This window comes from Xanthomonas sp. LMG 12459, assembly GCF_009192905.1.
In the GTDB taxonomy this organism is placed as follows: Bacteria; Pseudomonadota; Gammaproteobacteria; order Xanthomonadales; family Xanthomonadaceae; genus Xanthomonas_A; species Xanthomonas_A sontii.
In genome coordinates this window covers 1-23,468 of the sequence record NZ_NSGT01000090.1, presented here as the reverse complement: position 1 = coordinate 23,468, position 23,468 = coordinate 1, and the positions used below count along the sequence as shown (strand labels likewise).

Annotated in this window: 15 protein-coding genes; 11 read left to right on the top strand and 4 right to left on the bottom strand. The window is 69.3% G+C overall.

Annotated elements, in window-relative coordinates; translation table 11 throughout:
• Positions 1-752: 752 nt before the first annotated feature.
• Genes CEK65_RS17945 through CEK65_RS17935 form a run of 3 tightly spaced genes read left to right on the top strand, consistent with a single transcriptional unit; the run spans position 753 to position 5,149 of the window.
• Positions 753-1,877, top strand: coding sequence for a hypothetical protein (locus CEK65_RS17945; protein WP_226980633.1), 1,125 nt, complete (start codon positions 753-755; stop codon positions 1,875-1,877).
• A gap of 37 nt (positions 1,878-1,914) precedes the next feature.
• Positions 1,915-3,984 carry a LodA/GoxA family CTQ-dependent oxidase gene (locus tag CEK65_RS17940; RefSeq protein WP_152182557.1) on the top strand — a complete coding sequence of 690 codons (2,070 nt, stop codon included), beginning with the start codon at positions 1,915-1,917 and terminating at the stop codon, positions 3,982-3,984.
• Positions 3,985-4,033: 49 nt separating this feature from the next.
• Entirely contained in the window at positions 4,034-5,149 is a 1,116-nt protein-coding gene (locus tag CEK65_RS17935) for an FAD-dependent monooxygenase (RefSeq protein ID WP_152182556.1), read from the top strand.
• A gap of 210 nt (positions 5,150-5,359) precedes the next feature.
• Here the strand turns inward: CEK65_RS17935 and CEK65_RS17930 are convergent, their stop codons facing one another.
• Genes CEK65_RS17930 through CEK65_RS17920 form a run of 3 tightly spaced genes read right to left on the bottom strand, consistent with a single transcriptional unit; the run spans position 5,360 to position 8,924 of the window.
• Positions 5,360-6,580, bottom strand: coding sequence for a hypothetical protein (locus CEK65_RS17930; RefSeq protein WP_226980632.1), 1,221 nt, complete (start codon positions 6,578-6,580; stop codon positions 5,360-5,362).
• On the bottom strand, positions 6,577-7,116 hold the full coding sequence (locus CEK65_RS17925) for a DNA-3-methyladenine glycosylase I (protein ID WP_043095742.1): 540 nt from the start codon (positions 7,114-7,116) through the stop codon (positions 6,577-6,579). Before CEK65_RS17925 ends, CEK65_RS17930 begins: the two co-directional genes overlap by 4 nt.
• Positions 7,117-7,130: 14 nt before the next feature.
• Positions 7,131-8,924 carry a DUF4153 domain-containing protein gene (locus CEK65_RS17920; RefSeq protein WP_152182554.1) on the bottom strand — a complete coding sequence of 598 codons (1,794 nt, stop codon included), beginning with the start codon at positions 8,922-8,924 and terminating at the stop codon, positions 7,131-7,133.
• 105 nt (positions 8,925-9,029) lie between these two features.
• Between CEK65_RS17920 and CEK65_RS17915 the strand changes: the two genes are divergently transcribed.
• The 7 genes from CEK65_RS17915 (at position 9,030) to CEK65_RS17885 (ending at position 20,521) form a co-directional block, all read left to right on the top strand.
• A complete protein-coding gene (locus tag CEK65_RS17915; RefSeq protein WP_010344126.1) occupies positions 9,030-9,596 on the top strand; it encodes a YqgE/AlgH family protein in 567 nt (188 codons plus the stop codon).
• 7 nt (positions 9,597-9,603) lie between these two features.
• Entirely contained in the window at positions 9,604-10,101 is a 498-nt protein-coding gene (ruvX, locus tag CEK65_RS17910; RefSeq protein ID WP_148827717.1) for a Holliday junction resolvase RuvX, read from the top strand.
• Between the two features lie 19 nt (positions 10,102-10,120).
• Positions 10,121-11,068 carry an aspartate carbamoyltransferase catalytic subunit gene (locus tag CEK65_RS17905; protein ID WP_017910644.1) on the top strand — a complete coding sequence of 316 codons (948 nt, stop codon included), beginning with the start codon at positions 10,121-10,123 and terminating at the stop codon, positions 11,066-11,068.
• Between the two features lie 211 nt (positions 11,069-11,279).
• Entirely contained in the window at positions 11,280-13,280 is a 2,001-nt protein-coding gene (locus tag CEK65_RS17900; RefSeq protein ID WP_152182553.1) for a M1 family metallopeptidase, read from the top strand.
• 419 nt (positions 13,281-13,699) lie between these two features.
• On the top strand, positions 13,700-14,764 hold the full coding sequence (locus tag CEK65_RS17895) for a polysaccharide lyase family 1 protein (RefSeq protein WP_152182552.1): 1,065 nt from the start codon (positions 13,700-13,702) through the stop codon (positions 14,762-14,764).
• A 450-nt stretch (positions 14,765-15,214) separates the two neighbouring features.
• Positions 15,215-17,473, top strand: a complete 2,259-nt coding sequence (locus CEK65_RS17890) for a methyl-accepting chemotaxis protein (RefSeq protein WP_152182551.1) — start codon at positions 15,215-15,217, stop codon at positions 17,471-17,473.
• Positions 17,474-18,268: 795 nt separating this feature from the next.
• Positions 18,269-20,521 (top strand): methyl-accepting chemotaxis protein, encoded by a 2,253-nt coding sequence (locus CEK65_RS17885; RefSeq protein WP_152182550.1) that lies wholly within the window; start codon positions 18,269-18,271, stop codon positions 20,519-20,521.
• A 177-nt stretch (positions 20,522-20,698) separates the two neighbouring features.
• Here the strand turns inward: CEK65_RS17885 and CEK65_RS17880 are convergent, their stop codons facing one another.
• Positions 20,699-21,181 carry a hypothetical protein gene (locus CEK65_RS17880; RefSeq protein WP_043095737.1) on the bottom strand — a complete coding sequence of 161 codons (483 nt, stop codon included), beginning with the start codon at positions 21,179-21,181 and terminating at the stop codon, positions 20,699-20,701.
• Positions 21,182-21,698: 517 nt separating this feature from the next.
• On the opposite strand from CEK65_RS17880, the gene CEK65_RS17875 reads away from it, so the two are divergent.
• A complete protein-coding gene (locus CEK65_RS17875) occupies positions 21,699-23,075 on the top strand; it encodes an amino acid permease (RefSeq protein WP_152182549.1) in 1,377 nt (458 codons plus the stop codon).
• Positions 23,076-23,468 lie beyond the last annotated feature (393 nt).

The window sequence follows — 23,468 nt, the reverse complement described above, 5'->3', positions numbered from 1 at the left end:
GCGACGCGCGCGTCGCAGCATGCAGGGGTTCCTTGCGGGGGCGCGAACGTCGCGCGATCCGCCCGTGTTGCGCTTGGTCATGCAGGACATGCACTCAATGCCCGCCGTCCATCGGCGTGCCGCTGTACTGTGCTGGGCACGGCATCGCCCGTGCATGACGGCAACTGTCTACGGAATCTCCGCGGTGTCTACGAAACAGCCTTGCTGTCCAAGTGTGACGCAGCGCATGCTGCTGTCGAAGAAAGGATGAGTGCGCACGGACGGCGCAACGCGATCGCGGGGAGCGCGATCCCACCTGCACGACGTTCACCACGATGTTCGGCGCCGCGCCTGCGCGGCGGCGCGGCGCTGCCTGTCCGGCGCGCCGCGACGGATGCCGGCGCTTACAGCTTTTCCACGGAACGAGGGGCAGTGCGATGAAACGTGCGATGGGATTCGCAGCATTGGTCTGTGTAGTGGTCGCGGCGTGCTCTGCCGTGAATCCGGGGTCGGGATCGAAGCCCGGCAGCGGTGGCGGGACGGTCACGGCGACACCCACGCCGGTGGCGGGATCCGGATCGGGGCCCGCGCCAGGCGCAGCGGCCTGCACGCCGCCGGGGCCGCCGGCGCCGTCGTGGTTCCCGCATGCGCAAACGCCGGCGCCGGATTCGGCGGGCTTCGCGTCCAGCAGCAATTGCGAGTTCCATCAGTGGTCGTGGAATACGTTCCTTTGGCTGACCCAGGACGTGGGCGGGCAGCCGCGCTTCCTCAGCATGTCCAGCGATGGCATCGGCGGCGTTGCCGACGGCGTCCTCGATCCGTTGATCGGCCGCTCGCAGCAGGCGCGCACCGTCGAACTGATCGATCAGGCGGGCCCGGACGGCGTGCTGGTGGATCGGCATGGGCGCGCGGTCTATTACTCGATCCATTCCAACGACGTGTTCGGCCAGTTCATCGCCAGCAATCACCTGCAGGATCCGAAGGCGTTGCGTGCCTTCGATCCGACGGCGGCATTTCCGGTCGGCAGCATGACCCTGAAGGCAGCGTGGAAAGTGGTGCAGCCGGGCGAGGACGTATCCACGTTCTATACCCGCCAGGCGCAGATCGCCAAGCTGGGCATGCGCAAGGGCAAGATCATCGCCACCGGCGACACCGAAACCCAGACCGTGGCGCTGGTCGGCTTCCACATCGGCGGCACGGTCGCCGGCCATCCGGAGATGATCTGGGCCACGTTCGAGCACCGCGACAATGCACCGGATGTGGACACGTCGCTCAATCCGGGCCAGCCCGTCTCCGACAAGGACTGGACCTTCTACAAGGCCGGTACCCCGATCGAACAGTGCAACGTCAACGCCGCCGGTGCCGGTGCGCTGACCTTGAACGCGCAGACCCAGACCCTGAGCCCGGTGACCCAGGTCTGCCGCATGGTGCCGTACGGCGGGCAGAAGCCCTGCCCGAGCGGCCAGGACTGCAACATCGCCAACATCCAGTCGATGAACACCTCGGTGCAGAGCCAGTTGAACGACGTGTGGAAGAACTACTTCGAGGTCGGCGCGATCTGGTTCGTGGCCAAGGATGCGTTGGCGCCCAACTGCACGTTCCAGCCGGGTTCGGCCCTGGAATGCATTCCCTCGCCGACACCCGAAGGTGCGCCGCCGCTGCTCACCGGCTCGATCAAGCTGTCCAATTCCACCATCGAGACCTTCACCCAGGTGCAGAGCACGCAGAACAACTGCTTCGCCTGCCACAACACCACCCAGGTGATTTCGCCCGATCCGCGCGCGCAGTCGTTGCCGGGGCTGAACGTCAACATCAGCCATGTGGTGATCAACGACTACTTCCAGGCGCAGTTGCCGCAGAAGGCCCCACCGGCGGCGCGGCCGGCCACGCCGCGCTGAGGCGCGCCCCTCTCATCCGGATCAGGAGCAAGTCACCATGACCAGCAACGTGTTTCGCGTGCATCCGGCAATCGGCATCGGCCGCGTTGGCGACAGCCAGGAGTTCTATCTCGCACCGGTGACCGCGGCCGGCACCCGCGGTGCCGACGGGCTGATGGGCGGTCTGCCGGTGCAGCCCGGCACCGAGTCCACGCCGATCACCGCCGAGCAGTTCCGCGACGCCGACGGCAACGTCAAGCGCCAGGCCGCACGCTTCCACATCTACGCCTACCCCAGCGGCAGTTCCGGCACGTATCCCAACGGCGGCGGCGTGCGCGTGGACGTCGGCAGCTCGATCGACGGCAAGACGGTCAAGGACATCGTGTGGACCGTGCATCTGGCCAACAAGAAGCTCAACAACTATTCGACGGTGAGCCAGGGCGGCCAGTTTCGCGGCATCGGCGCCTATGAGGAGCCCGGCGTGCTGGAGCTGCGCAATCCGGACTACCCGGGCGCGGCCGATCCGGCCGATCCCAACGATCCGACGCGCCTGCGGCAGTTGGTGATCGATCCGGGTCCGCGCGCGCTCAGCGCCGCCGCGGCGGGCAGCGCCGTGGTTGGCTTCGACATGACCAGCACCGCCAGCTACGCCGATGCCAGCGGCACGATCCACCCGCAGCCGGCCTATCCGGTCAGCTTTCCCTCGATGTTCCATACGCTGCACGAACCGCTCGGCAAGCTCGATTCGTTGGGCGACATGCGCGTGGAGGCCAACGGCGCGCTGATCGTGGCCGGCGGTTTCGCCCGCACCTCGGCGGTGATCGGGGCCGATGGCAGTTATCCGCCGCTGGAGGACGCGACCGAGAACGGCCTGTGGTACGACGACGCGGCCGATGGCCCGGTCAATGCCGTGCTGATCTTCAACGACGGATCCACCGCCAGCGTGCAGGGTGCCTGGTACGTCACCGGCGATCCGGGCTATGCGCCGCAGACCCGCAACGTGGTGTCCACCTGGGACGACGTCTACGACGTGTGGGTGCGCGCACTGGGTCTGGTGCCGTCGCTGTACGCCAACAACGCATTCGTCGCCACCTACCAGCCGTCCTTCAGCGACGACATCCAGCCGATCTTCCACGCGGCGATGCTGCAGCGCTGGAACACCAATCTGCCGTCGGGAGCGGTCAAGGGCCACGACATGATCGGGCAGATCCAGCCCACCGACGATCCGAGCGCGAAGATTCCCAACCTGAAGACGCTGATCCGCGACCCGGCCTCCGCCGCCGACACCGAGACCGGCTCGCCGATGATGCCGCTGTCGCTGGGCGATGCGCAGAAGAGCTTTCTCAGCGTCAGTTCCACCCAATACTTCCTGCTGAGCCAGTGGCACGGCAAGAACTACGTGCAGGGCGGCGCACCTGTGCTGGGCCCTGGCGAAGCGCTGGACCGCGTCACCCTGCAGAACTGCCTCGGCGGACGCTACAGCCCGGGCATCGAGGTGTCGTTCCCGATCCGCGACGTGAACCTCTACGTGCAGGACTGGAAGGCCCAGGATTGCGGACCGTTCCGCATCAACCAGGCGCCGCTGGACTACAGCAAAGCGAATCAGGGCAGCGCGTTCCTGAGCTTCGGCTATGTGCCGCTGCAGCAGCACCTGGTGGAGCCGGGCGACCTGTCCAAGTTCATGTCGGTGCCCTGGCACACCGACTACAACTCCTGCGCCACCCATCTGCCCGATCCCAATCCGGGGCAGCAGACCGTCAATCCGAACAACACCTTGTTCTGGTCGTGGCCGGCCGAGCGGCCGTTCGCGGTCTACCCGGCGGCGCTGTGCCAGGTCGACCCCGACGACGACACCTGGTACCTGGGGCCGCAGGTCTATTCGGTGCGTGGCGAAGGCACCGACAGTCCGTATCCGACCAGGGCCGGACGCTTCCAGGCGTACGCGGACTTCGTCGCCAACTGGTCCAAGGTGGGCTTCGTCATCAGTGGCGCGCAGATCGCGCAGGTTTCCGGCAAGCCGCCGTACCCGGCCGAGCTGTTCCTCGAAGTGGCGAGCCAGTTCGATCCGGGCCAGGAGTTCGTGGCGCCGTGGCCGATGGCGAACATGCCGGTCGATCCGAAGGTGTGATGAGCACGCACCTCGGGAGCAGATGGACGTCTCTGGACGGGACACGCCGATGAGCGCGCACGACCGCTGCACCGTCGCCATCGTCGGCGGCGGCGCGGCCGGCTGCGCCACGGCGCTGGCGCTGGCCGCGCGCGGGGTCGGGGACGTGGTCGTGGTCGACATGGGCCGCGCCGCAGGCTGGCGGCTGGGCGAGGCGCTGGCGCCGACCGCCAGTGCCGCGCTGCAGCGGCTGGGCGTGTGGGACGCGTTCCTGATGCAGCAGCCGCTGGCCTCGGCCGGCAGTTGCGCCAGCTGGGGCCGGCCGGAGTTGGGCTACAACGATTTCATCGTCGCCGGCCACGGCAAGGGCTGGCACGTGGACCGCGCCGCCTTCGACGCGATGCTGGCCGCGGCGGTGCCGGCGCAGGGCGGCACGCTGCTGCGCGGCCTGCGCCTGGGCGCGGTCGGTCGCGCCGCCGATGGCGATCACGTGCTGGAACTGCACGAAGAGCAGGGCGGCGTGCGCCGGCTGCGCGCCGGGTTCCTGGTGGACGCCAGCGGCATCGCCGCCGCGGCGGTGCGGCGGCTGGGCGTTGCCCGCAACGAGGTGGATTGCCTGGCCTTCGTCGCCGGTGTGTTCGCGCTGGAGCAGGCCGAGGCGATTCCGTCGCAGGCCTTGCTGGAGGCCTGCGCCGACGGCTGGTGGTATGCGGCGAAGTTGCCGCATGAGCGCTTGATGCTGGCCCTGGCGCTGGAGCCGCGCCGGCAACGTCAGTACCTGGACCGCGACGTGTGGCTGGCGGCGGCGCACCAGACCCGGCATGTCGCGCAGTGGTTGGCGCAGGGCGCGGCGTGCGCACCCGAGGCCGATGGCCTGATCGCCGCACTGGGGCCGTCGGCGATTCTCAGCCGCGTGGTGGGCGCCGACTGGTTGGCAGTGGGCGACGCGGCCAGCGCCTACGATCCGCTGACCGCGCACGGCATCGTCAAGGCCCTGCAGGACGGCGAGGCCGCCGCGCACGCACTGGCGGCGCATCTGCAGGGTGCCGGCGCGGCACCGCTGGCGGCGTACCAGGAGGGCGTGTTCGCGCGCTTCCGCGCCTACCTGCGCGAACGCGGGGCGCTGTACGCGCGCGAGCGGCGTTGGGCGCAGGCGCCGTTCTGGCAGGCGCGGCTGGCGGGGTGATGCCGACCGCCACGCCGTGCGCGAGCGGTAGAGGACGCTGGCGCTCAGATCCCTTCAACGCCAACCACTTGCCGGAGGTATGGGGCTGCCACCGGCGCTATCCGTGCTCGCGTGCCAACGCCGCCGTTTCCGGCGTGACCCAGGGGGGGCGCATTTCCGTTGCATCGCGCGCGAGCCGGTGGCGACCGATCCGCGGTGATCCGCCCACGTTCACTGCGCGGGCGGTGCCGCCGCGGTCAGCTTGACGCTGCTGCGCTCGCGCTTGGACAGCAGCGGCAAGGTCACCGCCTGCTCGCCGGGCGCGGCGTACAGCCACAGCGCACAGCAGGCAGCGTAGGAGGTCAGGTTGCTGCTGCGGAAGGCGACGATGCTGGCGCTGTAGCAATCCGATCCGTGCCGCAGGCGTATGTCGGCGACGTAGTCGAACGTATAGTGACCGGGCCCGTGCCACGGCCATTGCGCGCGTTCTTCGGGGTCGCTGGTCGCTGCTGGAACCGGGCAGCGCGCGTCCGGGTTCGGCCGGCGTTGCCGGCCCTGTGCGTCGAAGCCGAGGCGCTGCAACTCCCGGTCCGCGACCGCGCGCAGTTGCGGGTGCTGCGTCAGCCAGCGTGCGGCGTCCTGCTCTTCGGCCGTGGCGTTCGCAGTATCTGGCGCAGGCGCCAGCGTATGCCGATAGCGGTAGCGCACCTGCAGCACGCGGGAGCTGCTGCGCTCTTGTGGCAGCGGCGATAGCGGGCGCGACAGCGTCAGCGTGTCCTGGAAGTAGTCGCCGTCGCGATAGGCGGCATAGCTGCGGCCGTCGATGCGCAGCCAGTACAGGGTCTGATCGCTGCCGCGGCCGTTGATGCTGAAGGTGCCTGTCGCCGGCGCTGTGTCGGGTGCGGTGTTGGGCAGGGCAAGGAAGCCGTGTACGGGGTCGCGGCGCAGCACCGTGATCTCGGTGAACAGGCCAGTGCCGCCGACATAGGATGTGATCACCAGATCGCGTTGCCCGTCTTCGTCCAGATCGAGCAGGGTGTAGTGGTCGTCGCCGTTTTCGGAAACGTCGTCCTGCGCGGTGCCGGCGTCACCCAGGTATGTGCGCACCGCTTGCCATTCGTCTGCGGTGACGCCGGCCGGTTGCACGAGTGGCGCGGCTGCGGCGCCCGCTGCGGCGAGGTCGAAGCTCACGCCAGCGGTGTCCTCATGGCGCTGTAGCACCGTGTCGATCGGCGTGGGGTTGCTGGCCGGTTCGGCCTCGATCTCGCGGCGCAGTTGCTCGAGTACCTCCGGCAGCGTCGCCGTCCCGGGGGCGGCCGCATGCGCGGGCGCCGGGCATGCGGCCAGTGCGAGCAGCGCCGCCGTCGCCCACGATGTCGGCCGTATCCGTGGCATCCAGCGTGGTGCGGCGGCGAAGCGCGCAGGCGCAGCGGGCGCTGCGGCGCCGCTCATGCGCTGCGCATCCACGGCGGATCCAGCTGCGCGATGCGCGCGAACGCCGGGCAGTCTTCGCGGTGCGCGCCGGGCAGGTAGCCCAGGCTCATCAGGAACTCGCCGGTGATCTCGCCGCCGGTGAAGCGGAAGGTGCGCTTGAACAGCTTGATCCACTCGGCCTTGCTGCGCGGATGCTGCGCGTCCAGCCAGGCGGCGAAGCTGCCGTGGCTGGCCCGCAGGCGCTGGATCACCTGCGCGTTGTGGATCGCCGCCTGCACCTTGAGCCGGTTGCGGATGATCCCGGCATCGCCGAGCAGGCGCAGCACGTCGGCCTCGCCGAAGGCCGCCACCGTGTCCACGTCGAAGCCGGCGTAGGCGGCGCGGAAGCCGGCGCGCTTCTTCAGCATCAGCTCCCAGCTCAGCCCGGCCTGGTTGATCTCCAGCACCAGCCGTTCGAACAGGTCGGCTTCGGCGCGTTGTGGCACGCCGTACTCGTGGTCGTGGTAGTGGCCGTGCACCGGGTGCCCGGGGGCGATATCGCAGTAGCTGCTCATGCGGCGGGTATCCGTCAGTCGATCTGGTCGTTGGGGTCGGCGGGGTACAGCTCGGTCCGCTGGGTACCGGGCAGTTGCAGGTCGGGCCAGCGCCGCGGCAGCACCTGCAGCTTGCCGTCGCGCAGTGCCTGGTACAGCGCCTCGGCGTTGTCGCCGTGGCGCGGGAAGAAATGCGTCCGCGCCACGTCGCGCCAGCCGCTGCCCGGGTCGGTGTGGATCCGGCATTCGACGCCGTAGCCGGCGCTGGCATTGCACAGCAGCACGTCGTCGTGGCCATCGCCATCCAGGTCGCGGCGCAGCGCCACGCAGTGCGCGTGCTCGCGCCGGCAATTGCCGTCCTCGATCGTGCCGGCCAGCAGCGCTTGCCACCAGGCGGCGTCGGGCTCGGCGCTGCCGGCGGCCAGCACGATGCGCTGGCGCACCTGCAGCGGATCGTCGCTGCGCGGCGTTTCGTCGTCCTCGTCGCCCCAGCGCTTCTGTCGCTGCAGCATCCGCTGCAGGCGTTCGCGCTGCACCGTGTCGTCGGCGAACGCGGGCACCTCGCGCAGCGCCTGCACCGCGCGGTAGCCACGGCGGCCGCTGTCGAAGCGCAGGTAGGCCAGGTCCAGTTGCGCGGCGCTGGTGCGGCCATCGGCCAGGCGCTGCAGTTGGTCGCCGACGACCAGGCGGTAGGGGTCCAGCAGCGGCGAACTGGTCGCCAGCGCCAGGCCGATCACCACCCACGACAACACCCGGTTCACCGGCGCCAGCGGCTGCAGCCAGCGCGCGCCCGGGCGCAGCACCGCCCAGGCATAACCGCATGCGTAACCGCAGGCGACCACCGCGACCAGCACCCCGGCAAAGCGCTCGGTACTCCAGCCGTACTGCCCGATGCGCAGCCACAGCGCGTACAGCGCCAGCCCTGCGTAAAGCGGCAGGCTCAGCAGTCCGGCGTCGATCACCCGTTGCAGCCAGGCCGGGTAGGGCGCGTCGGCGGTGCCGTCCTGGTACACCGCATTGACGAACACCACCAGCGTGGCCACCACCGCGATCAGGATGCTGGCCGCAGCCCGGGTCTCCCACAGCGGCTGCAGGCCGGTGAACGGCAGGCTCAGCGCGAACAGCACCGCCACGAACGCCAGCAGCGGCAGCAATCCGGTGCAGATCGCGAACAGGATCTGCCGCATCACCTGCACCGCTCGCTGCTGGGTGCGGCCGATCAGGATGCCCAGGCCGAACATGGTGCCGGTGGCCAGGTAGACGAAGGCGGTCTGCCGGAACAGGTCGCGGAACAGGGTCAGCTTGACCAGCGCGAACAGCGCACCCCACAGCCACAGCACCAGCCAGCAGATCCCCACGAACAGCAGCGCCAGCGCCAGGGTCAGCGCGTTCTGCCAGGCATGCTCGAACAGGTCGCGGTACGGCGCCTGCCAGCGCCCGTGCTGCAGCCGGCACTGCAGCCACGGCAGCAGCACGAACATCGCCAGCGCCACGGTCGCAGCGAACGGGCCCAGCACCTGTCCGGCGCGCAGGCCGGGCGCGCCGGTGGCGTTCCACACCGCCCAGGCGGACAGGGCCGCCACCAGCACCGCCACTGCAATGGTGTGCTGCCACAGGCGCAGCGCGCCCAGGTGCCGCACCGACAGCAGGGTCATGGTCGGCACGGTCAGCACCAGGGTGTACCAGCACACCTGACCGCCCAGGGAGCCGAACGGCCACAGGCCGCGCTCGGCGCCGCGCTGCGCCAGGTACAGCAGCGCGCCCTGCAGCAGGGCCACCAGCACGATGAAGGCGCGGGTCTGGCGTGGCAGGTCGGGGGGCGTGTCCATGCGTGCGTGCTCCTGGGCGACCGGTCGCGGCCGCGGTCGGGCGGATTATGGCAGCCCGCCGCAGCCCGGGCAGCGCGCACGCGGGAGGGACGATAGAATGGGGCCATGTCCGCTTTGCCCACGCCTCTGGCCAACCAACTGCTGATCGCGCTGCCGGCGCTGTCCGATCCCAACTTCGCCCGCAGCGTGGCGCTGATCTGCCAGCACGACGAGAACGGCGCGATGGGCGTGGTGGTCAACCGCGCCTCCGAATACACCCTGGGGGAAGTGCTGGAGCAGATGGGCATCGAGACCATCGACGCCACGCTGCGCGAGCAGGTGGTGCTCAGCGGCGGCCCGGTGCATCCGGAGCGCGGCTTCGTCATCCACGACGGCGCGCATGGCTGGGATTCCAGCCTGGCGTTCGCCGACGGCCTGTACCTGACCACCTCGCGCGACGTGCTCGAGGCGATGGCGCGCGGCGAGGGGCCGCGCAACGCGGTGGTCGCGCTGGGCTGCGCCGGCTGGGGCGCCGGCCAACTGGAATACGAACTGGGCGAGAACAGCTGGCTGACCGCACCGGCCGATGCCGAACTGCTGTTCGAGCTGCCGCTGGAGCGGCGCTGGCAGACTGCGGCCGGGCGTATCGGCGTGGACCTGTTCCGCCTCACCGACTACAGCGGGCATGCCTGAGTCCGGCCTGCCTGCGCCTGGCGCGTCCGCGCCCGCCAGCGCCGCGCCCGCGACGATCCGCCGCGACGGCACCGTGCTCGGTTTCGACGTCGGCCACCGCCGCATCGGCGTGGCCGTCGGCAGTTGTTTCGGCAACGGCGCGCGCGCGCTGGCGGTGATCGACGTGCATGCGCAGGGGCCGGACTGGCCGGCGCTGGACCGCCTGCACGCCGAATGGCGGCCGCACGGCCTGGTGGTCGGCGATCCGCTCACCCTCGACGGTGCCGACCAGCCCAACCGCAAGCGCGCGCACGCCTTCGCCCGCGAACTCGGCGCGCGCTACCGCCTGCCGGTGGTGCTGGTCGACGAGCGCTCCAGTTCGGTCGAGGCCGCGCAACGCTTCGCGGTGGATCGTGCCGCCGGCCGCAAGCGCCGCCGCGACGCCGCCGCGCTGGACGCGGTGGCCGCCGCGGTGATCGTGGAGCGCTGGCTGGCCGCGCCCGACGACGCCATTCCCCCTCCCTGATCCACAGCCCGGACCCGCCATGACTGATCCGCAACTCGATTCGAACGGGCGCCTGCGCCACCTGCTGACCCTGGAAGGGCTGCCGCGGGCGACCCTGCTGCAACTGCTGGACCGCGCCGGGCAGATCCGCGACGCGGCGGTGGGCCGGGTCGGCAAGCGCAACGTGCTGGCCGGCACCGCGGTGTGCACGCTGTTCTTCGAACCGTCCACGCGCACCCGCAGTTCGTTCCAGCTGGCCGCGCAGCGGCTCGGTGCCGACGTGCTGAACTTCGACGCCTCCACCTCGTCCACGCGCAAGGGCGAGACCGCGCGCGACACGCTGAAGAACCTGGAAGCGATGGGCGTGCGCGGCTTCGTCGTGCGCCACCCCGAGGACGGCGCGGTGGAGCGTCTGGCCGAGGCGGCGGGCGAGGGCACCGCGCTGATCAACGCCGGCGACGGCCGCAGCGCGCATCCCACCCAGGGCCTGCTCGACATGCTGACCCTGCGCCACGCCAAGGGCGGCGACTTCTCCAAGCTCAAGCTGGTCATCGTCGGCGACGTCAAGCACTCGCGGGTGGCGCGCTCGGACCTGCACGCGCTGCGTACCCTCGGTGCCGGCGAAGTGCGCGTGTGCGGCCCGCGCGCGCTGCTGCCCGACGACGACACCCTGGACGGCTGCGTGGTCGGCGAGGACTTCGACGCCATGCTCGACGGCGTGGACGCGGTGATGATGCTGCGCCTGCAGCGCGAGCGCATGGAGGAAGGCCTGGTGTCCTCGCTGGAGGACTATCACGGCCAGTACGGCCTCACCGCCGAGCGGCTGCGCCGCGCGTCGAAGGATGCAGTGGTGCTGCATCCGGGCCCGATCAACCGCGGCGTGGAGATCACCGACGAGGTCGCCGACGGCGCGCAGTCGTGCATCCTGCGCCAGGTCGCCAACGGCGTGGCGGTGCGCATGGCGGTGCTGGAGACCTTGCTGGGCTGAGCCCGGCGCGCGTCGTCCTGTCGTCGTAGGAGCGGCGCTTGTCCCCTTTTCGGGGATCAGCCGCGACGGGCTTTACCGGGAATGCCCATCGCGGCTGAAGCCGCTGCTACCCCGTCTTGCCGAGCATCCGCTGCCGAAGGTGGCGAACGGCACATTCGCGCCACCCTCAATCGGCCTACCATCGGCGGCGATCCTCCCCACGGACGCCACCATGATCCTTGTCCTGCGCCGCGCTGCGTTCGCCGCGGCCTGCCTCCCGCTTGTCGCCGCCGCCCAGGCCGATGCCGCCACTACCGCCGCCGCGGATGGTGCCGGCACCTACGATCCGCAGGCGCTGTTCGCACCGCTGCAGTTGCCGCAGCCGGCCAACGCCTACCGCAGCGGCGGCGGCGTGCCCGGCCCGCAGTACTGGCAGAACCGCGCCGACTACGACCTGCACGCCACCCTGGAACCGGCCACGCACACGCTGCGCGGCCAGGAGACCATCACCTACAGCAACCGCAGCCCGGACACGCTGGACGTGCTGTGGCTGCAGCTGGACCAGAACCTGTACCGCAGCGATGCCCGCGCCCGCAACTTGCGCGCCGCGCGTGCCGACCGGCCCGCGCCGCAGAGCACCGAGGGCTACCGCATCGCCAAGGTGGAACTGGAGCAGGGCGGCAAGCGCGTGGCGGCCACCTTCCTGATCGACGACACGCGCATGCGCGTGGATCTGCCGCAGCCGCTGGCCAGCGGCAAGGCGCTCAAGCTGCACATCGACTACGCCTACACCGTGCCCGGCACCTGGGGCGGCCGCACCGCGGTCACGCCCACCGCCGACGGCGACATCTACGAGATCGCGCAGTGGTATCCGCGCATGGCGGTGTACGACGACCTGCGCGGCTGGGACACCCAGCCCTACCTGGGCGCGGAGTTCTACCTGGAGTACGGCGATTTCGACTACGCGGTGACGGTGCCCTGGAACTATCTGGTGGCCGGTTCCGGCGAACTGGCGAATCCGGCGCAGGTGCTCACCGCCACCCAGCGCCAGCGCCTCGCGCAGGCGGCCGCCAGCGACAGCACCGTGACCATCCGCGGCGCCGATGAAGTGGGCACGCCGGCCAGCCGGCCCAGCGCCAGCGGCACCCAGACCTGGCGCTTCCACATGGACCACACCCGCGACGTCGCCTTCGCCGCCTCGCCGGCCTTCGTCTGGGATGCGGCGCGGATCAACCTGCCCGAGGGCAAGCATGCGCTGGCGATGTCGGTGTATCCGCGCAGCGCGGTCGGCAGCGACAAGTGGGGCCGCTCCACCGAGTTCGTCAAAGCCTCGATCGAGCACTTCTCGCGGTGGTATCCGTACCCGTGGCCGGCGGCGGTGAACCTGGGCGGCCACGGCGCCGGCATGGAGTACCCCGGCATCGTCTTCGACGACATGGAGGACGGCGGCAAGCAACTGTTCTGGATCACCGCGCACGAACTCGGCCACGGCTGGTTTCCGATGATCGTCGGCTCCAACGAGCGCCGCCATGCGTTCATGGACGAGGGCTTCAACACCTTCATCGACGTCTACGCCTCCGACGCGATCAACCATGGCGAATTCGCGCCCAAGCGCGATGGCGAGTACGCGCCCGGCGGCGGCAACCCGGTGGACGAGATCCTGCCACTGCTGGCCGACGCGCAGGCGCCGACCCTGCTCGATCGCGCCGACGCCACCAGCGAGAAATACCGGCATCCGCTGACCTACTTCAAGGGCGCGCTGGGCCTGGTGCTGCTGCGCGAACAGATCCTCGGTCCGGCGCGCTTCGATCCGGCGTTCCGCAAGTACATCGCCACCTGGGCCTACAAGCACCCCACGCCGTCGGATTTCTTCCGGCTGATGGAGAGCGAGGCCGGCGAGGACCTGAGCTGGTGGTGGCGCGGCTGGTATTTCAACAACTGGCAGCTGGACATGGGCGTGCGCGCGGCGGCCTACGTCGACCACGATCCGGCCAAGGGCCTGCTGGTGACCTTGGGCAGCCGCCAGAAGCTGGTGATGCCGGCGACCTTGCGCATCGACTTCGCCGACGGCAGCCATCTGGATCAGCGCGTGCCGGTGGAGACCTGGATGCAGCAGACCCAGCCGCAGATCCGGGTGCCGAGTACGCAGAAGGTGCTGCACGTGACCCTGGATCCGGACCACGTGCTGCCCGACGCCGACCGCAGCGACAACCGCCTGGACACGGTGAGCTGAGCGCGTTGCGGCCATCCGGCGCCTGTTCGGCGTCGGATGGCCCGCGCAAACGTGCTGCGGCCGCAACATTCGCGGCCGCGCAGCGCCGGCGTGCGCTTGTCCCTGCGCGGTGCGCCGACGGCGATGGCGATGCGCGCGATGCACGGCCGTTCGCCGTCGTTGCCGGCGAGGTGCGTCCAACGCAGCGTGCGTGCGGGAAGCCTGTCCCCGGCTGTCGCTGTCTGTCTCCTGCGGACCGTGCGTGTCCGCTTGTCCTGTCCCGCGCGGCGAACGGAGCGCAGGGTTCCAGTTCTGCGTCGCGGCGATTGCGCGGGCCGCCGCGTGCATTCCAAGAATGCCGCCGGCCCCCACGCCCCGTGCCGGCGCATGCATGCACTGTCATGCGTCCTGCACTCATCGCGACAGATGGGAGAGACATCATGCAGCAGCAGTTCCGCAGGGGCGCACTGGCGCTCGCTCTGGCCGTCGGCGCCGCCCCGGCCTTCGCCGGCCCGGTCGGCTACGGCGCCAACACCACCGGTGGCGGCAACGCCATTCCGGTCAACGTCGCCACGATGGAGGCGATGCAGGCGGCGATCGACAACTACGCCGGCTCCGGCGGCCTGGTGCTCAACTACACCGGCAGCTTCAACTACGCCAGCATCACCGACGTATGCACGCAATGGAAGCTGCCGGCCAAGACCGTGCAGATCAAGAACAAGCGCGACATCACCATCAAGGGGGCGAACGGCTCATCGGCCAACTTCGGCGTGCGCGTGGTCGGCAATGCGCACAACGTCATCATCCGCAACATGACCATCGGCCTGCTGCCCGGCGGCGAGGACGCCGATTCGATCTCGCTGGAAGGCAATTCCAGCGGCCAGCCGTCCAACATCTGGGTGGACCACAACACCATCTTCGCCTCGCTGACCAAATGCTCCGGCGCCGGCGACGCGTCCTTCGACGGCGGCATCGACATGAAGAAGGGCGTCAACCACGTCACCGTGTCGTACAACTACATCCACGACTACCAGAAGGTCGCGCTCAACGGCTACAGCGACAGCGATACCCAGAACGCCGCCGCGCGCACCACCTACCATCACAACCGCTTCGAGAACGTGGAATCGCGCCTGCCGCTGCAGCGGCGCGGGTTGAGCCACATCTACAACAACTACTTCAACAACGTCTTCACCTCCGGCATCAACGTGCGCATGGGCGGGGTGGCGCTGATCGAAGCCAACTACTTCGAGAACATCAAGAACCCGGTGACCTCGCGCGACAGCAGCGAGATCGGCTACTGGGACCTGATCAACAACTACGTCGGCAGCGGCATCACCTGGACGGTGCCGGAGAGCACCAGCAAGCCCTACGCCAACGCCACCACCTGGATCTCGTCCAAGACCTATCCCGAGTCGCTGGGTTACATGTACACGGCGATCCCTGCCGCGCAGGTCAAGGCCAAGGTCATCGCCACCGCCGGTGCCGGCACCAACCTGGCCGAGTAAGGCACGCCGCCTCCGCGCCCGACGGCGCGGAGGCCGGTCGCCCGGGCGGTCGCGGATATATGCCGTTTACGACATTCTTGGTGTGCGCGTGGCACTGCCTGCGGCGGTAAGTGTGACGTGCGCCAGCGCCGATGGGGTGCCTTCTAATCCTTGTTTCACATGGAATTTACGGGTGCGCAACGGTGGCGTGAGGGAGACGCGCAACGTGCACTTCGTAGTCACGATGCTGAGGGGATTTAGGAAACTGTGCGCAGTTGCGCATCAAGATTCCAGGCGGGTCGCCGTTACCTAGTACGAGTACCCGCATGGGACACCCCCGATGCGGCCGGTGCTGGAAGTGTCTTTTCCTTCTTCTCCGTCGCATCGCGCCCAGGCCGTTGGCCCGAGGGTGTCCTGCGCGATCCAGGTCGTGGCGCGGGCTGCTCTCCTTTTCTTACTTGGTGGCCCCTCATGATCGGAATCCTGCAACGCTACAACGTCGGGACGCGGCTCGCGTCCGCCTTCGGCGTCCTCATCCTGCTCTCCTGTGCGCTCGTCGTCGCCGGGCTGCTGACGCTGAAACAGGCGCGCGAGATGATGGACACCATCGTCAACCGGCGCATGCAGATCCTCGATTACACCGGCGAAATGCGCAATGCCAGCGCACAGGTGGCGGTCAATCTGCGCAACATCGTGCTGCCGACGACGCAGGAAGAGAACGAGCGATTCGCCAAGGCCGTCGACCAGCAGCGCCGCTACTACGGCGAGGTCCACGACAAGCTCTATGCGATCCCGGTCAGCGATGCCACCGGCGCGCAGATGCGCAAGGCCATCGACGACGCCTACGATCGGACCCGTCTCGCCAACCAGAAGGTCCTGGACCTGGGCATGGCCAACAAGGCCGATGAGGCATTGAAAGTCCTGATGGCGGAGGCCGGACCGGCGACGCAGCAATGGCAGGAGGCGATCAATACCTATGCCAACCGGCAGCGCACGCGCGGTGCCGAGGCCTACGCCGGCGCCAACGTCGCGATGGACCGCGGCCGCAGCCTGCTGGTGGCCGGTGGCGTGCTCGTGGTGCTGGTCAGCGGCCTGCTGGCCTGGCTGATCACCCGCAGCCTGACCGTGCCGCTGACCCGCGCCACGCGTATCGCCGAGGCCATCGCCAGCGGCAAGCTCGACAACGACGTACGCACCGACGCCCGCGACGAAACCGGACGTCTGCTGGTCGCGATGCAGGGCATGCAGCAGCAGGTCAGCAACCTGATCGGCGCGCAGTTGGAAATGGCCAAGCGCCACGATGCGGGCGAAGTCAGCCACCGCATCGAAGCGCAGGCCTTCCCGGGCGACTACGGGCGCATGGCGGCCGAGACCAATGCGCTGGTGGCCTCGCACCTGGCGGTGAAGACGCGCCTGGCGCAGATCATGGGCCGCTACGCGATCGGCGACCTGTCGCAGGACATGGACCGCCTGCCCGGCGAGGAGGCGGTGCTGAGCCAGACCATGGACGAGGTCAAGGCCAACCTGTCGGCGATGAACGGGCAGATCAAGCAGCTGGCGACGTCCGCCGCCGACGGCGACTTCAGCGCGCGCGGCGACGCCGAGCGCTTCCAGTACGACTTCCGGGTGATGGTGGACAGCCTCAACCAGCTGATGGCCACCGCCGATGGCAACCTGCAGGCGCTGTCGACCCTGCTGCAGGCGATCGCCGCGGGCGATCTGACCGCGCGCATGCACGGCGACTTCCGCGGCGTGTTCGCGCAGATGCGAGACGACGCCAATGCCACGGCCGAGCAGCTGGCCGGCATCGTCGGACGCATCAAGCACTCGGCGGTGTCGATCAATGCCGCGGCCAGCGAGATCGCCGCCGGCAACGACGATCTGTCACGCCGCACCGAGCAGCAGGCCGCCAGCCTGGAAGAAACCGCAGCCTCGATGGAGGAACTGACCTCCACCGTTCGCCAGAACGCCGAGCACGCGCGCCAGGCCAATCAGCTCGCCGCCGGTGCGGCCTCGGTCGCCTCGCAGGGCGGCGACGTGGTCGGCCAGGTGGTGACCACCATGAGCGGCATCGAGGATGCGTCGCGGCGCATCGCCGACATCATCTCGGTGATCGACGGCATCGCCTTCCAGACCAACATCCTGGCCCTCAACGCGGCGGTGGAAGCCGCGCGTGCCGGCGACCAGGGGCGCGGCTTCGCCGTGGTCGCCAGCGAGGTACGCACGCTGGCGCAGCGCTCGGCCAGCGCGGCCAAGGAGATCAAGAGTCTGATCGACGATTCGGTGAGCCGCGTCGCCGAAGGCTCGGTCCTGGTCGACCGGGCCGGCAAGACCATGACCGAGATCGTGACCTCGGTGCAGCGTGTCACCGACATCATGGGGGAAATCTCCGCCGCCTCGCAGGAGCAGTCGGCCGGCATCGAGCAGGTCAACCAGACCGTGACGCAGATGGACGAGAGCACCCAGCAGAACGCGGCCTTGGTGGAAGAGGCCAGTGCGGCGGCGCGCTCGATGGAGCAGCAGGCGGTGGAACTGAGCCAGGCGGTGGCGCTGTTCAAGCTCGACGCATCGGCGGCCACGCCGGTAGCGCAGGCGCCGCGGCACCAGGCCACCGCGACGCCCGCGGGCAAGCGCAGCGTCCTTCCGGCAGCGGCCAAGGCCGCACCTGCGCGGCGTGCGGCGCAGCCGGCGGCGGCGATGGCGCTGGACAAGGATTGGCAGGAGTTCTGAGCCGCACGGCGCCTGTCATCGGCGAGCGGCGCAATGCGCGTCGCTCGCCTGTCGCGTGGCGGTTGCCTTGCGGCTGCCGGTGCCGCATCCCGCAGATCCGAGGATGTTCCACTGCGGTCGCGATGCCATGCCTGCCTTGGCGCGGCACGCTGTTTCTGACCGACGCCCACGCCGCGCGCGTGGGCGTGCTGCTCCGTCCTCACGCCTGCGTGGGGCTTACGCGCGTGTGCCCGCGTGAGCATCCAGCATGTCGTCACGGGCGCCGCCGCCGTGCGGCAGACGCAGTGCGCGTGATGCGACGCGTCCCTTGTACGACAGCATCGCTGCCGCCGTGGCTGCGGCCGCGGGTTCCGGCCGACGCTGCGAAGTGACCGCGATCGCGTTCCTGGTCTTCGCACCGTGTGTCGAGGTCGCCGGTGTGCGGCCAATCGGAAAACTTTTTCCTCGCTGCGACCTCGCGCCGCAAGCAAGCGTCGTGCCGGCCGTTGCAACATGACGTGCACGCGCTCTTCACGCGAAAACGCCGATCCGGACGCTGTGCGAATGGCCTCTCCACATCCCTGTGATGTGCCTGAGGGTGTTCAATAAATTCCGTGCAATCGCCTCTCAAGTCCCCGCGCTGGGCGCCGTTACATCGCCCGCACATCGAGCGGAATGCGTCATCAAGCGTCTGATTAAAAACGCTTTTTCACGACTCATTCATCTCGTTCGATGCGGGCGCGCACAACGGCGGCTGGTCGGCGTGCGTGGTCCGCGGCGTTCCATCGCCCCTCTCATTCCCCCAAAGGCCATTCCATGATTGCATTCCTTCAGCGCTACAACGTCGGTGCCCGGCTCGCCACCGCGTTCGGCATCCTCATCCTGTTGTCCTCGGCGCTGGTCGTCGCCGGGCTTCTGACCCTGTTCCAGGCGCGCGAGCGACTGGACGGCATCGTCAACCGCAACATCGCCGCCATCCGCGCGTCCAGCGACATGCTCAACGCCAGTTCGGTCGTGGCCATCAATGTCCGCAACATCGTGTTGCCGACCTCCCAGGAAGACAACATCCGCTTCGCCAAGGTCATCGTCGAGCAGCGCGCACGCTACCAGGAGGCGCGCAAGCGGGCGGGCGCCATCCCCAGCGGTGCGCAGAGCCAGGCCGTGCTGGAGGACGTCGATCGCGCCCGGCAGATGACCGTGGACGTCAACAACCGGGTGATGGATCTGGGCATGCACGACAAGCCGGACGAGGCCCTGGCCCTGCTGATGCGGGAGTCCGCGCCGCTGACGCAGAAATGGCAGGACGCCATCGCCCGCTATGCCGATCTGCAGGCCACCCGCAGCAACGAGGCCTATGCGGAAGCGACGGCGGCGATGGCGCGTGGGCGCGCCATGCTCATCGCCGGCGGACTGGCGGTGGTGCTGGTCAGCAGCCTGCTGGCGTGGCTGATCACCCGCAGCCTGACCGTGCCGCTGAATCGCGCCACCCGTGCCGCCGAGGCCATCGCAGCCGGCCGCCTGGACAACGACGTGGCCACCGACGCGCGTGACGAACCCGGCCGCCTGCTGCTGGCGATGGGTGGGATGCAGACGCAGTTGCAGCGCTTCTCCCGCGAAACCGCGTTGATGATCGAGCTGCACGCCGACAAGGACATCAGCCACCGCATGCCGCAGGACTTCCCCGGCGTGTACGGCGAACTGAGCAAGGGCATCAACACCATGATGTTCGAGCACCTGGACGCTATCGTCGAGGCGGTCGAGATCCTCAACGAATACGCCAACGGCGATCTGCGCCGCGACGCGCGCCGGCTGCCCGGCAGCCGTGCGGTGCTGCACGAGTCGATGGATGCGGCCAAGGCCAGCCTGCTGGCGATCAATACCGAGATCAAGCGCCTGGCCGCGTCGGCCGCGGCCGGCGACTTCAGTGCCCGCGGCGATGCGGCCAGTTTCCAGCACGACTTCCGGCTGATGGTGCAGGACCTCAACGCGATGATGGAGGTCAGCGACCGCAACCTGGGCAAGCTGTCCGCCCTGCTGCAGGCGATCGCCGCCGGCGACCTCACCGCACGCATGCACGGCGACTTCCACGGCGTGTTCGCCCGGATGCGCGACGACGCCAACGCCACCGCCGACCAGTTGACCGGCATCGTCGGCCGCATCCAGACCGCCGCGGTCAGCATCAATGCGGCCGCCAGCGAAATCGCCACCGGCAACGACGACCTGTCGCGCCGCACCGAGCAGCAGGCCGCCAGCCTGGAAGAAACCGCCGCGTCGATGGAGGAGCTGACCTCCACGGTCAAGCAGAACGCCGAGCACGCGCGCCAGGCCAACCAGCTCGCCAGCGGCGCGGCGTCGGTCGCGTCCCAGGGCGGTGCCGTGGTCGGTCAGGTGGTCGAGACCATGAGCGGCATCGAGGCCTCGTCGAAGAAGATCGCCGACATCATCGGCGTGATCGACGGCATCGCTTTCCAGACCAATATCCTAGCGCTCAACGCGGCGGTGGAAGCGGCACGTGCCGGCGAGCAGGGCCGCGGGTTCGCGGTCGTTGCCAGCGAAGTGCGCACCCTGGCGCAGCGTTCGGCCAATGCCGCCAAGGAGATCAAGACGCTGATCGACGATTCGGTGACCCGCGTCGCCGAAGGCTCGGCGCTGGTCGACCGGGCCGGCAGCACCATGCAGGAGATCGTGGCGTCGGTGCAGCGGGTGACCGACATCATGGGCGAGATCTCGGCGGCGTCGCAGGAGCAGTCGGCGGGCATCGAGCAGGTCAACCAGACCGTCACCCAGATGGACGAAAGCACGCAGCAGAACGCGGCGCTGGTGGAAGAAGCCACGGCGGCGGCGCGCTCGATGGAGCAGCAGTCGGTGGAGCTGACCCAGGCCGTGGCGCTGTTCAAGCTGGACGGCGCGCCGGCTGCGGCGCCGATGCCGGCTCCGTTGCCGCGCGGCAGGCACGCGACGCAGACGATGACGCGCAGTCCGCGCCCGCAGGCCGCGGTCGCACCGGCACGCCGCGCGCCGTCGTTCGCGGCGGCGGTGGCGCTGGACAAGGACTGGCAGGAGTTCTGAGTCGTTGCGGTCCGGTCGCCGGACTGTCGTTGGTGCGGCCGCCTTCCTCGGAAGGCGGCCGTACGCGTTTGCCGATCGCTCGCCGGGCGACGGGGCCGATCAGGGCACCCGCGTCCGCCGATCGACGGCGCTGGGTCACGCTGCGGCCGCCGGGCGCGGCCGCAGCGCGGTCGGCACTTACTGCGGCGGCTTGGTCTGCGGGCTCTTGATCACGTACGAGGTGATGTACTCGCCGTTGGAGCCGTAGACCACCACGATGGTGGTGTTGGCGTCGCGGTAGACCACGGTGGCGTTGCACGGGCAACTCGCCGCGGCGGTGACCATGCCCAGCGGCTGGTTCTTCGCGTCGTTGACCGCGATCATCTGCTCCTCGGCGGCGCTGCCGATCGGCAGCCGTGCCTCGGTGCCCGGCGTGGCGGTGAGCACGGTGATGACCTCGTCCCGCAACGAGTTGATCTGCACGAAGCGCAGGCCGGCCTTCTCGAACGTGTAGACCTTGAACAGCGGCGACAGGCTGACGTTCTTCTTGCCGATGGGCAGGCGTTCGCCCATGCCCTGGATGGCATCGGCGGCGTTGAGCGGGGCGCGCTCGGCGGCCTGCAGGCAGGGCACGGCCAGCGCGGCCGCCAGCACCGTCAGGGTCAGCAACGGTTTGATCATGGTGTCTCTCCTTGTCTGGATGGTACGGACCTGTACGCCATGGGACGAGCGGCAGCCGTGGTCCTTTCCGGCCGGAGCGCCCGCAACGGGCCGTCTCCCGGCCCGTCGTCGCCTGCCGTCCTCCTGGCTCCGCGTGCATGCCCTCATCGGCTGGTACGGAGACAGGAGATTCGGTGGGCGTCGAGTTCAGTATTTCTGACGTTAGTATCGCTGTCAATATGCAAAATCAACGAGATGGAGCAAAAGTCGGCGATGGCTGCGGGTAAGGCATATCCGTACCTGTCGGGCATCGAGCGGTGCCGTCGTCTTGCCGGACGTGGGAGGGCCGCCAGCAAGGCGCTCGCCGTCCGCCGCGGCGGTGTGCATCGCGGCCGCGTGCGCGGATCCGCGCTGCGTTGCAGCAGCCATGCCACCGCTGTGCGCCGATCCGCGCTCGCAGGCGGCCAAACGCGCGCGTAGCCGCACGGCATCGTCGCCAGCCTGTATCGTGTCGCGTTTTCCGCACCCGACCGAGCCGATGCCGCATCCGTCCGCGCCTGTCCCGCCTGCCGCCGCACCCGCCTTGCGCCATGCGCTGAAACCGCGGCAACTGATCATGATGGGATTGGGCAGCGCGATCGGCGCCGGCCTGTTCCTGGGCTCCGGCGTCGGCGTGCACGCGGCAGGGCCCGCGGTGCTGATTTCTTATCTGGTCGCCGGCGCGCTGGTGATCATCGTGATGAACGCGTTGGGCGAGATGGCGGCTGCCAAGCCGGCCAGCGGTGCGTTCTCGGTGTACGCCGCCGACGCGATGGGTCCGACTGCCGGCGCCACCGTGGGCTGGCTGTGGTGGCTGCAGCTGGTGATCGTGATCGCCGCCGAGGCGGTGGGCGCCGCCGGCCTGCTGGCGACGGTGTGGCCGGGCTTGCCGGTGCCGTTGGCCGCGATCGCGTTCATGGCCGCGTTCACCGCGATCAACCTGCTGGGCGTGCGCAATTTCGGCGAGTTCGAATTCTGGTTCGCCATCCTCAAGGTCGCGGCGATCGTCGGCTTCATCCTGGTCGGCATCGCCTTGCTGGCCGGCTGGCTGCCCGGGGTGGCCTCGCCGGGCCTGTCCAACGTCACCGGCAACGGCGGCTTCGCGCCGAAGGGCCTGGCTGGCATCGGTGCCGCGCTGCTGGTGGTGGTGTTCGCGTTCGGCGGCACCGAGATCGTGGCGGTGGCCGCGGCGGAGACCGCCGATCCGGAGCGCAGCATCGCCCGCGCCATCCGCACCGTCGCCTGGCGCATCCTGGTGTTCTACATCGGCTCGCTGAGCGTGATCATCGCGGTGGTGCCGTGGCAGAGCGAGGCGCTGAGTTCGCCGTTCGCCGCGGTGCTGCAGGTGGCCCGGATTCCCGGCGCCGCCACCGGCATCACCCTGATCGCGGTGATCGCGCTGCTGTCGGCGCTCAACGCCAATCTCTACGGTGCCTCGCGGATGATCTTCTCGCTGGCCCAGCGCGGCGAAGCGCCGCGCGCGCTGGCCGCGTCCAGCCGCCAGCAGGTACCGTGGCTGGCGGTGCTGGCCAGCGTGCTGTTCGGCTTCGTCGCTGCGGTGCTGGAGCTGCTGTATCCCAACCGCGTGCTGCCGGTGCTGCTGAACATCGTCGGCGCCACCTGCCTGCTGGTGTGGACGATCTCGCTGCTGTCGCAGCTGATCCTGCGTGCGCGCGCCGACCGTGCCGGCACCCGCCTGCCGTTCCGCATGCGCGGCTATCCGGTGCTCACCGTGCTGGCGCTGGCGATCCTGGCGCTGATCTTCGGCCTGCTGGTGGCCTCGCCGGACACCCGTACGCAGTTCCTGTCGATGGCGGCGCTGACCGCGGTGATCGCCGTGGTCAGGGGCGTGGCGCGGCGGCTGCGCGCGGGGTAGGGCGCGCGCTCCAGCGGTGGCGGCATGCCGTTGTGGGAGGGACTGCCGTCCCGATGCGTGAGGGTGTCGGCCGGTGTCGGGCTTCGCTCGTGGCGACTGACGTCGCTCCCACAGGCGCGGGCTCCGCGCGCGTCATGTCCGCTGCCGTAACAGCGGCGCTTGTTGCTTTTCATGGATCAACCGCGGCAGTTGCCGTGGTAAGCCTGTCGCGGCTGAAGCCGCTCCTTGTATCTGGACATGTCGCCCCTAAACAGGCGTCATGTCTTCCGACTGATCATCGGAGGAGGTGCGGGAGGTCCAGTCGCTCCTAAAGCTTCGAGCTTGCATCGTAGATCGGCTCCGCCCTCCACATGCTGGCCCTTGTGTGTCCGAACGGTATCCAGAGTCCGCCCA

Coding starts and splice junctions, on each gene's coding strand:
- CEK65_RS17945 (WP_226980633.1), top strand. CDS start 753: ATGTCCAGCGATGGCATCGGCGGCGTTGCCGACGGCGTCCTCGATCCG.
- CEK65_RS17940 (WP_152182557.1), top strand. CDS start 1,915: ATGACCAGCAACGTGTTTCGCGTGCATCCGGCAATCGGCATCGGCCGC.
- CEK65_RS17935 (WP_152182556.1), top strand. CDS start 4,034: ATGAGCGCGCACGACCGCTGCACCGTCGCCATCGTCGGCGGCGGCGCG.
- CEK65_RS17930 (WP_226980632.1), bottom strand. CDS start 6,580: ATGAGCGGCGCCGCAGCGCCCGCTGCGCCTGCGCGCTTCGCCGCCGCA.
- CEK65_RS17925 (WP_043095742.1), bottom strand. CDS start 7,116: ATGAGCAGCTACTGCGATATCGCCCCCGGGCACCCGGTGCACGGCCAC.
- CEK65_RS17920 (WP_152182554.1), bottom strand. CDS start 8,924: ATGGACACGCCCCCCGACCTGCCACGCCAGACCCGCGCCTTCATCGTG.
- CEK65_RS17915 (WP_010344126.1), top strand. CDS start 9,030: ATGTCCGCTTTGCCCACGCCTCTGGCCAACCAACTGCTGATCGCGCTG.
- CEK65_RS17905 (WP_017910644.1), top strand. CDS start 10,121: ATGACTGATCCGCAACTCGATTCGAACGGGCGCCTGCGCCACCTGCTG.
- CEK65_RS17900 (WP_152182553.1), top strand. CDS start 11,280: ATGATCCTTGTCCTGCGCCGCGCTGCGTTCGCCGCGGCCTGCCTCCCG.
- CEK65_RS17895 (WP_152182552.1), top strand. CDS start 13,700: ATGCAGCAGCAGTTCCGCAGGGGCGCACTGGCGCTCGCTCTGGCCGTC.
- CEK65_RS17890 (WP_152182551.1), top strand. CDS start 15,215: ATGATCGGAATCCTGCAACGCTACAACGTCGGGACGCGGCTCGCGTCC.
- CEK65_RS17885 (WP_152182550.1), top strand. CDS start 18,269: ATGATTGCATTCCTTCAGCGCTACAACGTCGGTGCCCGGCTCGCCACC.
- CEK65_RS17880 (WP_043095737.1), bottom strand. CDS start 21,181: ATGATCAAACCGTTGCTGACCCTGACGGTGCTGGCGGCCGCGCTGGCC.
- CEK65_RS17875 (WP_152182549.1), top strand. CDS start 21,699: ATGCCGCATCCGTCCGCGCCTGTCCCGCCTGCCGCCGCACCCGCCTTG.